We start from the raw sequence: 13,829 nt of genomic DNA, 5'->3' as shown, positions 1-13,829 counted from the left end.
TGTTCTCAGAGGGAGTTCTTTTTTGGGTCTGGTTGATATTCTGATTTTGGTGGTGTTGGCGGTCTTTTTGATCAAGGGATTGCTGCGCGGTTTGCTCAAGGAGATCTGTTCCCTCCTCGGACTGGTACTCGGGGGTGTTTTTGCCTTTACCTTTCATGTCCCCCTTGCTCAGTTTCTCCAGGATAGTGCCGGTCTGCCGGGGGCTGTTTCGATGTGGGCGGCTTTTTTGGCGATTTTCCTCGGGATCGTCATTGTTTTTGCGGTGCTCGGGTTCGTGCTGCATCGGTTTGTTAAAATCATTCTGCTGGGCGGGGTTAATCGCCTGGCCGGCGGAGTTTTTGGTCTGATTCAGGCAGTGGTCATCCTGGCCATGCTGATTCTTGCCATGGGTTCACAGCCTGCGCCGGCCATGGCCCGGCAATGGATCGGGGCTTCGCATCTGGCGCCGCCCTTTGCCACCCTGGGAGAGACCCTGCTGGATGAAGGGCAGGCACTGATGGGCAGGTCTTCCGGCCGATGATGGTTGCCGACGCATCCTTGTTTGAGCGTCTTGGTTTTCCTGAATTGCGCAGCTGGCTCGCTGGTCAAACCCAGTCAGAGCCGGGCCGACTGCTGGCTCAGCAGCTTGGCTTGCTGGAAGATCAGGCCGCGGTTGAGCAGGCGCTGACCGAAGTCGATGAGGCTCTGGCGTTGCTTCAGGCTGACAAGTCGCCGGGGCTGGGGGGCTGTTGTGATTTAGCCCCGGTCCTGGCCGCTTGTCAGGCCCCCGGTAGTCTGGCGGCGGCGGTGGAGCTGCGGCCGGTGCTGCAGTCGCTGCTGACGCTGGCGGTTTGTCGCAACTGGTTCAAGGGACGCAAGGAGGCGCCTTGTCTGGCGCTTGTGGCCGATGGGCTGGTACCGCTGCCGGAATTGCAGCGGCGCCTGCAGAACACCATCGGCGAACGCGGCGAACTGCTGGACAATGCCTCGCCTAAACTCGCTGAGCTGCGTTATGAAGGACGGCAGACGCGTGACCGGGTCAAGCAGCAGCTCGAGCGGTTGCTGACGGATGAGCGCCTGGCCGCCTGTTTCCAGGAACGTCTGGTGACGGTGCGTAACGGCCGTTATGTGGTTCCAGTCAAGAGTGATTACCGTGGTCGGCTTAAAGGTTTTGTGCAGGATGAGTCAGCCAGTGGCCAGACGCTCTATGTGGAGCCGGCCCAGATTCTCGATGGCAACAATCGTCTGCAGCATCTGCTGCGCGAAGAACAGCGCGAAGAACGGCGTATCCTGCTCCAGCTTGCTGATCTGTTGCGCCGCGATCGGGCGCTGTTGCTCAGCAACCAGCAGTTGCTGGCGCAAATCGATTTGCGCTTTGCTGCGGCGCGCTTGTCACGCTCCTATCGGGGCTGTCGTCCTGAACTGGTGAGCTCCCCGCTGATTGAACTGCGCCAGGTCCGTCATCCATTGCTGATGATCCGTGCCGGCCAATTTGATATTGCCGCCGCAGTGCCCATTGATCTGCTGATTGGCGAGAACGATCAGGTTCTGGTGGTCAGTGGCCCGAACACCGGTGGTAAGTCGGTCGCCTTAAAGACCCTGGGGTTGATGCTGTTGATGTTGCGCGCCGGCTTGCATCTGCCTTGTCGCAGTGACAGCCGCATTCATCTGTACCGGCAGGTGTTTGTTGATATTGGCGATGAGCAGAGCATTGCTGACAGCCTGTCGACTTTCTCCGGGCATCTGCTGCGGATTCGCACGATTCTTGAACGGGCCGACGCCGACACCCTGGTGTTGCTCGACGAGGCCGGGAGCGGTACCGATCCGGCGGAAGGCGCGGCGCTGATCCAGGCGGTGATCCAGGCGTTGTGCGCTAAAGGGGCAACGATTCTGCTGACCACGCATCTGGGGCAGCTCAAGCAGTTCGCCCATGTCAGCGCCGGAATGACCAACGCAGCGGTAGAGTTTGATCCTGATACCCTGGAACCGACCTATGGTCTGCATTATGGCCTTCCCGGTGTCAGCAGTGCCCTGGCAACTGCACGCCGCCTCGGCTTGCCGCCGCAGGTGGTTGAGCGGGCCCAGGCGTTTCTCGGGGATCAGCATGATCAGAACCAGATACTGATTGAACTGGGGCGTCAGCGCCAGGAGTTAGATCGTGAGCTGGCGGCAGCCCGGCAGTTAACGTCGGCGGCAGCAGCGTCGCAGCAGTTGCGAAAGCGCCAGCTGCAGGAACTTAAAGAAAGTAAAAGCAAGGTGCTCGCACGTGCCGGTCGCCAGGCTGAAGAATTGATTTCGGCCACCCAGGAGCGGCTGAAACAGCTGCGTCGGCGTCAGGCTGATGCTTCCTCGCCAGGTCATTCGGCGGCAGCGCGTGAAGAACTGGCAGCAGCGCGGCAGGCTTTTGCCGCCTTTGCGCCAAAAACGCGGCAAAAGACCGTGGTGCCGAAAGATTTGCAGGTTGGCGAGCTGGTGCGGATTGTCGCCCTCGGAGCAGAGGCCCGGGTCGAGCGGATTAGTGGCGGGCAAGTGGATCTGCAGGTCGCCGGCAAGCGCATGCGCCAGCCGCTGACCGCAGTGGAGCAATTTGCCCCGCGCCGTTTTATCGCATCGCGCCCCGCTTCCACCATGCTGGTACGGCCTGCGGTGGTGGAGCAGCTTGCACCCCGCCTGAAATTGATCGGCGAGCGGGTAGAGGACGCCCTGGCGCTGCTGGATCGCTACCTGAATGATGCCTTGCTGGCCCATCTGCAGCAGGTCGAGATTATTCATGGCGCCGGTAGCGGTACCCTGCGCCGTGCCGTGCGTGATTATCTGGCAACCATGCCGGCGGTGACAGCATTTTATGCAGCGCCGCAGGAGCAGGGTGGGGACAATGTGACGGTGGTCGAGTTGGGAGGACGATGAGCGGACAGATTGGCGACGATAAAATTGAACAGGTTCGTGACCGTACCGATATCGTTGAGCTGGTCTCGCAGTATGTTGATCTCAAAACCTCCGGTCGCAACCGTCTGGGTTTGTGTCCATTTCATGCTGAAAAATCACCCTCTTTCAGCGTCAATGCCGAGCGCCAGTTTTATCACTGCTTCGGCTGTGGTGCCGGCGGTGATGCCTTCAGCTTCCTGATGCAGAGCGAGGGCTTGAGCTTTCCCGATGCGGTGCGGCGGCTGGCCGGGCGCGCCGGCATCGATCTTGAGGAACGTCCCTTGACACCGCCGGAGCGGGCGCACATCGAGGAGCGCGAGCGGCTGTATCGGATCAATGGTTTGGCTGCGGATTATTTCCATGCCAACCTGATGGCGCATCCGCAGGCGGTGAGCGCGCGCAATTACCTGAAAGAGCGCGGTTATGGTCAAAAAGCTGCGGCTGAATACCGCATCGGTTATGCTCTGTCCGGCTGGTCGGGTCTGAAGGATCATCTCGAGCAGCACCAGCTAGCGGCTACCGAGGCACGCATCCTGGGTTTGGTGCGTGAAGGGTCGTCGGGGCGCGGCGACTACGACATGTTCCGTTCCCGCCTGATGTTCCCGATTCTGGACCTGGCTGGACGGGTTGTGGCCTTTGGTGGTCGGGTCCTGGATGACGGCAAGCCGAAATACATCAATTCGCCGGAATCGCCCATTTATCATAAAGGGGCGGTTCTTTTCGGTCTCTATCAGGCCCGTCAGGCGATCCGCGTCAGTGGTGATGTGCTGGTGGTTGAGGGGTACTTTGATCAGCTGGCCTTGAACCGTGCCGGTTTTGCCCAGGCGGTTGCCACCTGTGGTACCGCTCTGACCGCTGAACATGCCCAGCAGCTCAAGCGCTATGCTCAGCGGGTGGTGCTGGTTTTTGATCAGGATCGGGCCGGCAAGCAGGCAACCTTCAAGGCGATGACCACCCTGCAGCAGGAAGGGGTGGCTGCTGCAGCTGTCACTTTGCCCGCAGGCGATGATCCTGATTCGTTTTTACAGCGTCAGGGGGCTGAAGCCTTCCAGGTTCGTCTGGATCGAGCACGCCCGCTGATGGAACTCTACATGGAGGAGACCCTTAAAGAGGCTGGTAACGGGGTTGAGTTAAAGGTGCGGGCGGTCGAGCAGGTGCTGGGAAAAATCGCTGCCCTGAAGAGCGAATTAGAACAGGATCTGTATCTCAAGGAATTATCCGGACACAGCGGCATCGAGGTTGCGCGTCTGCAGAAAAAGCTCGACATGATTGCCCGGCAACAGCGAGGACGAAGCCGGGTTCAGGGTTCAGCAGCGCCAATCTCACCACCTCATCCGGCCGACGAGCCCGGGCCGCAGCGTTCGGGGGGCAGGCAGCCGCAGCTCCCCGCGAACAGCCGGAAGGCGGTTAGTCGTACCGAGCAGACCCTGCTGCGGTTGTTGCTGCAAAGCTCGGCAGTACGTACAGCATTTATTGAACGCGGCGGGGTCCGTCTGATTCACCATCCTGACGTCGCGGCGGTGATGGCAGAAATTCTTCAGCAGGCGACGGCCTCGGGTTGTGATATCGAGTCCCTCCTGCCGGGCCTGACCGCACCGCAACGCGAGATTCTGTCGCAGGCGCGTATTTGTGATCCGGCAGAATTTGCCGAGACCCTGGATCAGGTGGCCGGCGACTGTCTGCGCGCGCTGGAGAAACAGGCCCTGAAAAGACGATCGGACCAGCTCTGGCGTGAGTTGATCCCGGCTGCTGATGAGCAGGGCGATGTAGAGGCTGGCGACCGTTATCGGGCGGAGCTGTCGCAGCTGCAATCGCAGATCAAGGGAAGACCAGACTGGAAAATGTAAAAAAAAAGAGCGTCATATTTCAATTTTGATAAAAACGGTTACACTTGACACTAACGATCAATATTTTTTACGCGAATGTCACAACGCATGGAGATTTAGTACTGATGGCGAAAAAAACCAATCCCGAAGAGGTACAGCAATTAATCGATATGGGTAAGGAAAAGGGCTTTCTTACCTATGATGAAGTCAACGATATGCTCCCGGCCAGTATGGTGTCGTCGGAGCAGCTGGAAGATGTGATGAGCATGTTCGGTGAGATGGATATTGAGATTGTCGACAATGACAGCAAAATATCCAGCTCCAAAGACACAGATATTGATGAGGAAGAAGACGAAGGTGATGTCGAGCTGGAAGCCGGCACCCTCGGCAAAACCAGTGACCCGGTACGTATGTACCTGCGGGAGATGGGACAGGTCGCCCTGCTCACGCGGGAAGGGGAAGTTGAGATCGCCAAGCGGATCGAAGAAGGCGACGCACTGGTGGCCAAGGTCATCATGCGTACCCCGATTGCCGGTCGCGAAGTCATGCTGCTGCTGGCAAAGCTTGAGAAAGGGCAGATTGGGGTTTCCGAGATCACCCGTGAGTATGATGAGGAAGAGGGGGGTGAGGTCGAAGGTCGGCAACGACAGCGGTTGATGGACCTGCGTGAAAGGTTGTTGCCGCTGGAGCAGCAGATCAATGAGATCGACAAGGGGTTGCAGCAGGAAACGGCGGTTCGCAAGGTCAAGAAGCTGAAGAAGGATGAGGCCGAGGCGCGCGAAAAAATGACAGAATTACTGCGCGAGGTGCGCCTGAAGGATTTTCAGGTTGCCAAGATTGTCGACCGTCTGAAAGAAATGGGCACCCAGGTAAAAAAAGGACAGGCGGAAATCAGCGCCTGCGAGCAGATGCTGTCGCGCCCACGTGCTGAAATAACCAGTTACCTGACGCGGATGCGTCAGAGTGATGAGGATGCCCATGCTGTTGCTGATGAGCTCCAGGTGTCCGGTGACGTGTTGCTTTCGGTGGAAAAGCGTCTTGCTGCCGCTGAGCGCAAGTTTAAACGGGTCAATGCGGAATCGGGCTTTGAGCCGGAAGAGTTGCAGGAATATCTCAAGGAGGTTTACAAGGGGGAGTGGATTGCCAAAAAGGCCAAGGCTGAGCTGATTGAGGCTAACCTGCGTCTGGTCGTGTCGATTGCCAAAAAATACACCAATCGTGGGCTGCAGTTTCTTGACCTGATTCAGGAAGGCAATATCGGCCTGATGAAGGCGGTCGACAAGTTTGAGTATCGCCGCGGCTACAAATTTTCAACCTACGCCACCTGGTGGATCCGTCAGGCGATCACCCGGGCCATTGCTGATCAGGCGCGGACCATCCGGATTCCGGTACACATGATCGAAACCATCAACAAGCTGATTCGCACTACCCGGCAACTGGTTCAGGAATGCGGACGCGAACCCACCCCGGAAGAAATAGCCGAGCGGATGGATCTGCCGCTGGACAAGGTGCGGCGGGTGTTGAAGATTGCCAAGGAGCCGATCAGTCTGGAAACGCCTATCGGAGAGGAGGAGGATTCTTCTCTGGGTGATTTTATTGAGGATAAGGGGGTTATCTCGCCCCTTGAAGCGGTGATTAAGGGCAATCTCAGTGACCAGACCTCGCGGGTGCTGGCTTCATTGACCCCGCGCGAAGAAAAAGTCCTGCGCATGCGCTTCGGCATTGGAGAAAAATCAGATCACACCCTGGAAGAAGTCGGCCAGGATTTTAACGTAACCCGTGAGCGGATCCGCCAGATTGAAGCCAAGGCCCTGCGCAAACTGCGTCATCCGAGCCGTTCCAAACGTCTGCGGGGGTTCTCGGCGGTAGATTAAGAGGCGTTCGGGTACCAACTGCAGAGATTGCTGGTGGCCGGGCGGCTAAAATTTCTGAAATTAGCTTGACAGCTGCTGGAATATTTTTTAGTCTTATCTCTTGCGTTTGCGCAAAGTCGAGGAAGCGGGCCTATAGCTCAGTTGGTTAGAGCCGCCGGCTCATAACCGGCTGGTCCCAGGTTCGAGTCCTGGTGGGCCCACCACTTTTTTGACTCTTTTGCCGGTTGCCCAGTCGTTTGTCGTATTGAAATTATAAAGGCCTGTCGTATTCATGCGAGAACAGCAGCTACACTACTCACCCTTCCGGTTCCGTAACGGGGAGGTCGCTTGATGAGATCAGCCCAGCAGAGTATGCCACAACCAGAAACCAGAATTTCAACCAAGAGTGCACCGGTGAACCAGTGCACTCTTTCTTTTTGCCCGGCACCCGGTTTGTAGGAGTAAAATGGCTGAGAAAAACACAGCGCGGGTAGCGGATATCGTCGGCCTGATTAACCGCATTTCCCCCCCTCATCTGGCTGAAGACTGGGACAACGTCGGTCTGCAGGTTGGTGATCCCGGCGCACCGGTGCGCCGCATCCTGGTATGTCTTGATGCTGAGCGCGGTGCGGTTGAGGAAGCTGCGCGCCTTGGTGCTGATCTGATTGTCTGTCACCACCCCCTGATTTTTCGCCCCCTCAAGCGCATAACCCCCGGCGATCCGGCGGGAGATGTTATTTTTCGGGCAATTTCGCGCAACATTGCCATCATTGCCGCCCACACCAACCTTGACCGTAGCGTCGATGGCCTCAATGACTGGCTGGCAGCACAACTTGGTCTTGCTGCTGTTACTCCCCTCGAGCGCCCGCGCAGCGACGGTTATTACAAGCTGGTTGTCTATGTTCCCAGCGGCCACGAGAACGCCGTGATGGAGGCCATGTTCGCAGCCGGGGCCGGGCATATCGGCGCGTATGACCGCTGCTCATTTCGCACCAGCGGTATCGGCACCTTTCGTGGGGGGGTCGACACCGACCCCTTCATCGGTACTCCCGGCATTGAGGAAGAGGCCGAAGAACTACGCCTTGAAACGATTATCCCGATTCAGCTGCGTGATCGTATCCTTACCCGTATGATCAAGGCGCATCCCTACGAAGAGGTTGCCTATGATCTGATCCCGCTGGCCAATCCGGTACATGGTCCCGGTCTCGGACGGATCGGGGTTCTGAAGCAGAAGTTGACGCTTGAGGCTTTTGCCCACCAAGTCAAGATAGCACTTGATGTTGCGGCAGTGCGTATCGTAGGAGCCGCCGACCGGTTGATCGGTAAGGTGGCGGTCTGTGGTGGCGGCGGTATGGTGACCTATGCCGATGCCCAACGCCTGGGGGCTGACTGTCTGGTCACCGGCGATATTAAATTTCATGAAGCGCAGCGTGCCCGTGCTGATGGGGTGGCTTTAATTGATGCCGGTCACTTCGGCACTGAAAAAATTATGATGACAAAAATGGCCGAGCTCCTGACGTCCCTGACGGCTGAGCAGGGTTTAGGCCTTGAGGTTATCACCATGACAACAGAACATGATCCGTTTGTTACCATCACCTGATAAGCAATACACAACAATGGAGGTACCGCGTGCAAGACAAGATGAACCTGCTTAGAGACCTGCAGGAAATCGATCAGGAAATCAGCACTATCGAAACGACCCGCAGCGACTATCAACAGGAACTGGGTGTTTTTGCCGAGCAGACCGCCGAGGTTCAGACCATGCTCGATCAACTTAACGCTGAAATTGATCAGTTGCGCGATGAAGAAGCGCAGATAGAGCAGGAACTGCTCAAACAGCGTGACAACGTAGCCCGGGTAGAAGCGCGCTTGCCCGGTATTCAGACCCAGAAAGAATATGTGGCGGTCCTCAAAGAAATTGACGTTGCCAAAAAGGGGAACAAGGAGCTTGAGGATCAGCTGCAGGAAAAACGCAAGGAGATTGCCGTACTGGTTGAGGATCAGCAGGAAAAGCAGGCCAGCCTGGATGCTATCACTGAAAACGCCAGGGCGCGTGGCAGTGAACTGGATCAGCTGTTGAGCAAATCCGGCAGTCAGCTTGAGCAACAAGTCCAGAATCGGGAAAAAGTCGCTGCGGATGTCCCCAAAAGCCTGCTGCGCAAATACCAGGGATTATTCAAACGACGCAATGGTCAGGCCCTCGCTGTTGCCAGAAATGGTGCCTGCCTTGGTTGTAATATGCAGCTACCGCCCCAGTTATTCAATCAACTGCTGTTGGGGGCTGATATGCAGACATGTCCCCACTGCAATCGCATTTTGTACGTAGAAGCAGAGGTCTAATCTTTCGGCTGGAGAAGGACAGATGATCGCCGCTCGCCCTGGTTCGCCGGGGACGGGGGGAGGAAAGTCCGGGCTCCACAGGACAGGATGGTTCCTAACGGGAACCGGGGGTGACCCCAGGGACAGTGCCACAGAGAGGAAACCGCCCGCAAGTTTTTCCAGCGGGTAAGGGTGAAAGGGTGAGGTAAGAGCTCACCAGTTCCGGCGGCGACGGCGGAAGCTAGGTAAACCCCATCCGGAGCAAGGCCTAATAGGGGAACGTTTGAGGGTGGTCCGCCCGAAGTTCCCGGGTTGGCCGCTTGAGGTTGTCGGCAACGGCAATCCTAGATGAATGATCATCATCCTGTTTGCAGGTAACTGCGCAGGAGACAGAACCCGGCTTACGGCCTTCTCCAGCCACCATGACGGCAGCGGCAGTATGAATGAAGATCATGCTGCCGCTTTGTTGTTTTCAGGGTAACTATTCAGCACGGTCCTTGCGCAGGGTCGGGGATCCTCTGTCAAAGGACGCTGTTTGTCATCCATGACCGCTTGTTGTCGCCGTCCATGGCGACAAACACCCTTGCCACTGGAACCCCGACCCTGCGCAGAATATATATATTCAAGGTTGTCTATGCATCACCACCGCCAGCAATTATGGCAGCAGATTGTTACCGAGGTTCAGGAACACTATCAGAACCTGGGGCAGGATGAAAAAGACTGGTTAAGCCCTAAATTGAGCGCGATTGCCGATTTGCAGGGACGACTCAATGACCTCTTTGTAACGGCCGACGGAGAACACCATTGTCGCGCGTGTGCCGGTGGCTGTTGCCATGCCGGTCACAACCATATGACCCTGGTCAATCTGCTCCACTATGTCGCTCGTCAACAACCGCTGCCCGCCCCTGATTTTCGGCAAAGTTGTCCGTTTCTTGGGGCGCAGGGATGCCTGTTGCCCCCCAGTCGCAGACCTTACAATTGTATCTCTTTTAATTGTGATATAATCGAGTCCTGTTGGTCTGACGCGGATTTAAAACAATTTTACCGGATTGAAAGTGAATTGCGTCGACACTACCTGACCCTGGCCCGACGCTACGCGGGGGCGGCGATGACCGGATTGTTATTGCAATACGCGCGGTTACAGGGGCGATCTTTTTTTTATTTGTTGCCGGCAACTAAGCCGAAGGACCTATGCCATGATGACCTTGAATTTTGATCGTTCCAACGGTGAAATGGATGAATATATTGATCTGCTGATGAGCAAGGCGGGCGTACATCATCCCCGGCTGATTCGTGAGATGATCCTGACCGCTCTGAAGTCCGGCCAGGAAAACAGCTATATGGCAGACCAGAAGCTGATGCGCACCACGATGAAGGAGATGCGCTACACCAACAAGATCTTCGCCCCCTATCGCCATCGTAAAAAGGTCACGGTCTTTGGCAGTGCCCGCACCAGGCGTGACGAACCAATCTACCAGACCTGCGTCGACTTCTGCCGCCGGCTGGTCGAACACGACTATATGGTCATCACCGGTGGCGGTCCCGGAATCATGCTGGCCGGCAATGAGGGCGCCGGCGCCGAGAATTCCTTCGCCGTCAATATTCATCTGCCCTTTGAGCAGGAAACCAATCCGGTGATGAGTGCGGATGATAAAGTTATTACCTATCGCTACTTTTTCAATCGCAAGGTGGCCTTCTTAAAAGAAGCCCATGCCGTAGCTCTTTTTCCCGGTGGTTTTGGTACCATGGATGAGTCGATGGAAATTATGACCTTGATGCAGACCGGGAAAAATCCTCCCATTCCTCTGGTCCTGATCGATGATGATGGTGGCTACTGGGATGAATGGTTCAAGTTTTTGCGCGACAGTCTGTTCAAGCGTGGCCTGATTTCCGGTGAGGACTTTGGTCTGTTTACCATTACCCGCGATTATCGGGAAGCCGTTCACGTTATTGACGAATTTTACCGTAACTACCATTCCATGCGCTATGTCGGCAAAAAACTGGTCATCCGCCTTAACAAACAACTCGCTCAGGAACAGTGTGATACCCTGATCAGCGAGTTTAGTGAGCTTCTTGCGCCGGATGGGACGATGGTCCTCAACGAAGCTTTGCCGGCAGAGCATGATCAGCCTGATCTGCATAAGCTACCGCGCCTGATTGTTGACTTTAATCAGCGCAGCTTTGGTCTGCTCAGCGCTTTCATCCGTCGTATCAACGTTTTTTAGAAAATAACAATGATGACTGAGCATACTGGAATTCCCATCAGCCCGACGCGGGTCGACATCTCTCGCCATGATCTCAAGCGCATGCACACCCTGGCCCGCACCCTGTTCCGCTTAAGTCAGCGTACGTCTTACCAGCAGCGGGTTTTCCCTGAGATTCCTGAAATTGCCCGTTTTGATCCCGGCCACGCGGCTTTGATGATGGGGTACGATTTTCACCTGGGCGCAAACGGGCCGAAACTGATTGAGGTCAATACCAATGCCGGCGGGGCTTTTGTCGCCTGGCAAAGCCAGATGCGCAATTTGCAGGGCGGCGACGGGATTCCCTTGTCGGAACGCTTTCAGCAGCGGTTGCTGTTCAGCTTTCAGCGCGAGTGGCGGGATTTTTCCCGATCACGGCAAGCGCTTCAGTGTCTGGTCCTCCTCGATGAAGATCCCCCGAACCAACCCCTGTATCCGGAAATGGTCAGCTGTCGTGACTGGCTGATCAGTCATGGTATTGATGCCCGTATTGCTGACCCCGGCGATCTGCAGATTGATGGCGATGGTGTTTACCATCAGGAGCGCAAGGTTGAGCTCATCTACAACCGCCACTGTGATTTTTTCCTTGAAGAAGATGCTCTGGCCCCTTTGCGCGCTGCCTATCTGGCCGGTAGCATCTGTCTGTCGCCCAACCCCTTTGCTTATGGATTGCTGGCAGACAAGCGGCGGATGATTCTATGGTCGGATGAAGAGGTATTGCAGCAACTGGGCCTCTCCGCCGCAAGGACGCGGCTGTTGCTCGAGATGGTTCCCTTAAGCCGGCTGATGGGTGGTATGGATGCCACACGATTATGGGATGAACGCAAGGAGCTGATTTTTAAGCCGGTCAACAAGTTTGGCGGCCGTGGTGTGCTGATGGGCAAAAGCATTACCCGCAAACGCTTCGCTGAGCTGGAGCCCGATTCAACCCTGGTGCAGCAAATCGTACCGCCATCCCAGGTGAGGAGTCAGGACGGCGAAGCGTTCAAGGTCGACCTGCGCCTCTTTGTCTTCCGCGATCATCTGCTTGGAGTCGGCGCCCGCTTGTACCAGGGCCAGCTCACCAACCTGCGCACCCCGGGGGGTGGTTTTGCCCCGGTGCGGATTGTCTGATCTTATCCTAACCACAGAGCTGAGGCACTGAGAAAGTCTTTGGTTTAAGGCGTTTTTCCTGCACTCCCGAGTCAGTATGGCAAATCTGTCTTGCCATTAAGGTTCTCTTCTGGTCTCTACTGCCTCTGTGGTTTGATTGAGTCTAATCTTTAATATTTCCCAAATTCATCATCATCCAGAGCAATCGCTTTTTTTTTTTTTTTTTTTCCTGCGATCTTTTTTGGTGCCGGGGCCGGTGATTCTCCCCAGCCTGCCGTTTGGGCTTTCACTTCCTGCTGTTGCGGGATGTGCGGGATGGCCCTGACGTTTGCATGGGTGTTGCCGCTCCCCTTTAACTTGAACCGCAGCAACATTTCACGCAGTTGCGCGGCCTGTCCGGAGAGTTCCTCTGACGCCGCTGCACTTTCTTCTGCGCTGGCGGTGTTTTGTTGGGTCACCTGATCGATCTGGTTGACCCCCTGGTTGATCTGGCTGACCCCCTGGGCCTGCTCGGAGCTGGCAGCGGCGATCTCGGCAACCAGGTCGGTGACCTTGCCGATAACGTTGACGATCGACTGGAGGGACTGGGCAGTCTGATCAGCTATGGTCGTGCCATTGGCGGTCTTCTGAACCGATCCTTCAATCAACTCGCTGGTTTCGGCCGCCGCCTTGGCACTACGGGCAGCGAGATTACGTACCTCTTCAGCAACCACCGCAAAGCCCTTGCCGTGTTGACCGGCACGTGCTGCTTCCACCGCAGCGTTAAGGGCGAGCAGGTTGGTCTGGAAGGCGATCTCATCGATGACCTTGATGATCTTGGAGATGCTCTGACCGGCGTCGTTTATCTCGCTCATGGCGGCCACCATGTCCTGCATTTTCCGGCTGCCCTGCTCGGCGGCATTACGGGCCTCGCCGGCCAGCTGATTGGCGGTATTGGCGTTCTCGGCGTTGGTGCCGGTTTGTGATGAGAGCTGATTCAGTGAAGCGGAAATTTCTTCCAGTGAACTGGCTGATTCGGTTGCCCCTTGTGACAAAGACTGACTCGAATCAGCGACCTCACCGGAGCCGGAAGCAATCTGTTCGGCGGCGACCTGGATCTGACTGAGAATATCGTTCAAATTAAGCACCATGGTCTGCAACGCGAGGCCGAGCTGATCTTTTTCCGAAGCCAGCTGGACCTCAACGTTGAGATTGCCATCGGCAATCTGCTCGGCGACATCGGCATTGCGTGAGAGATTCTCGGCCATGTCATCCAGAGCCTGAGCGAGGGTGCCGATTTCATCACCACGGTTCATGTTGAGACGCATGCTGAAATCACCTTTGGCGATCTCCTGGGCCATAGCGACACCCCGGCGCACCGGTGGAGATATGGCGCGGACCAGAATAAAACTGATAATGACGGCTAAAATTGCCACCATAAGGCAGACTATAATGACGCCAGTCTTGAGACTGGCGGCTTCGCTACGTGCGCCCGGCAGGGCGCGTGGTGCTCAAGCACCATCCATTTGGCTGTGGTGACCAAATGGTGACTTGGAGGTGAAAGTCCTCTGCGGACCCTGATGACGGGAACCGCTAGCCGAACGGCAAGGGTG

The 13,829-nt window shown here is 56.4% G+C and carries 10 protein-coding genes, 1 tRNA gene and 1 other RNA gene; 11 read left to right on the top strand and 1 reads right to left on the bottom strand.

Features of this window, described 5'->3' with window-relative positions; genetic code table 11:
- Positions 1-22 precede the first annotated feature (22 nt).
- From ICT70_RS08125 to ICT70_RS08075, 11 genes are all read left to right on the top strand, one after another.
- Entirely contained in the window at positions 23-520 is a 498-nt protein-coding gene (locus ICT70_RS08125; protein WP_191155384.1) for a CvpA family protein, read from the top strand.
- Positions 517-2,886 (top strand): endonuclease MutS2, encoded by a 2,370-nt coding sequence (locus ICT70_RS08120; RefSeq protein ID WP_191155382.1) that lies wholly within the window; start codon positions 517-519, stop codon positions 2,884-2,886. The genes ICT70_RS08125 and ICT70_RS08120 overlap by 4 nt, the downstream gene beginning before the upstream one ends.
- On the top strand, positions 2,883-4,751 hold the full coding sequence (gene dnaG / locus ICT70_RS08115; protein ID WP_191155380.1) for a DNA primase: 1,869 nt from the start codon (positions 2,883-2,885) through the stop codon (positions 4,749-4,751). The genes ICT70_RS08120 and dnaG overlap by 4 nt, the downstream gene beginning before the upstream one ends.
- A 104-nt stretch (positions 4,752-4,855) precedes the next feature.
- Positions 4,856-6,604, top strand: coding sequence for an RNA polymerase sigma factor RpoD (gene rpoD, locus ICT70_RS08110; RefSeq protein ID WP_191155378.1), 1,749 nt, complete (start codon positions 4,856-4,858; stop codon positions 6,602-6,604).
- Between the two features lie 126 nt (positions 6,605-6,730).
- Positions 6,731-6,807 (top strand) — tRNA-Ile (locus tag ICT70_RS08105).
- Positions 6,808-7,049: 242 nt separating this feature from the next.
- On the top strand, positions 7,050-8,183 hold the full coding sequence (locus ICT70_RS08100) for a Nif3-like dinuclear metal center hexameric protein (protein ID WP_191155376.1): 1,134 nt from the start codon (positions 7,050-7,052) through the stop codon (positions 8,181-8,183).
- Between the two features lie 29 nt (positions 8,184-8,212).
- On the top strand, positions 8,213-8,923 hold the full coding sequence (locus tag ICT70_RS08095; RefSeq protein ID WP_191155366.1) for a C4-type zinc ribbon domain-containing protein: 711 nt from the start codon (positions 8,213-8,215) through the stop codon (positions 8,921-8,923).
- Between the two features lie 10 nt (positions 8,924-8,933).
- Positions 8,934-9,321, top strand: an RNA gene (rnpB, locus tag ICT70_RS08090) — RNase P RNA component class A.
- A 215-nt stretch (positions 9,322-9,536) separates the two neighbouring features.
- On the top strand, positions 9,537-10,118 hold the full coding sequence (locus ICT70_RS08085; protein WP_191155364.1) for a hypothetical protein: 582 nt from the start codon (positions 9,537-9,539) through the stop codon (positions 10,116-10,118).
- The gene (locus ICT70_RS08080; RefSeq protein ID WP_337906805.1) at positions 10,099-11,127 is read left to right on the top strand and encodes an LOG family protein; all 1,029 of its coding nucleotides are present in this window, start codon (positions 10,099-10,101) and stop codon (positions 11,125-11,127) included. Before ICT70_RS08085 ends, ICT70_RS08080 begins: the two co-directional genes overlap by 20 nt.
- A 9-nt stretch (positions 11,128-11,136) precedes the next feature.
- Positions 11,137-12,258, top strand: coding sequence for an ATP-grasp domain-containing protein (locus ICT70_RS08075; protein WP_191155362.1), 1,122 nt, complete (start codon positions 11,137-11,139; stop codon positions 12,256-12,258).
- A 149-nt stretch (positions 12,259-12,407) separates the two neighbouring features.
- Here ICT70_RS08075 and ICT70_RS08070 read toward each other — a convergent pair whose 3' ends face one another.
- A complete protein-coding gene (locus ICT70_RS08070; protein WP_337906804.1) occupies positions 12,408-13,655 on the bottom strand; it encodes a methyl-accepting chemotaxis protein in 1,248 nt (415 codons plus the stop codon).
- Positions 13,656-13,829 lie beyond the last annotated feature (174 nt).

Source organism: Pelovirga terrestris, from assembly GCF_014773365.1.
Classification (GTDB): domain Bacteria; phylum Desulfobacterota; class Desulfuromonadia; order Desulfuromonadales; family Geopsychrobacteraceae; genus Pelovirga; species Pelovirga terrestris.
The sequence above is the reverse complement of the archived record's forward strand: the minus strand, read 5'-3'. Positions and strand labels throughout refer to the sequence as shown.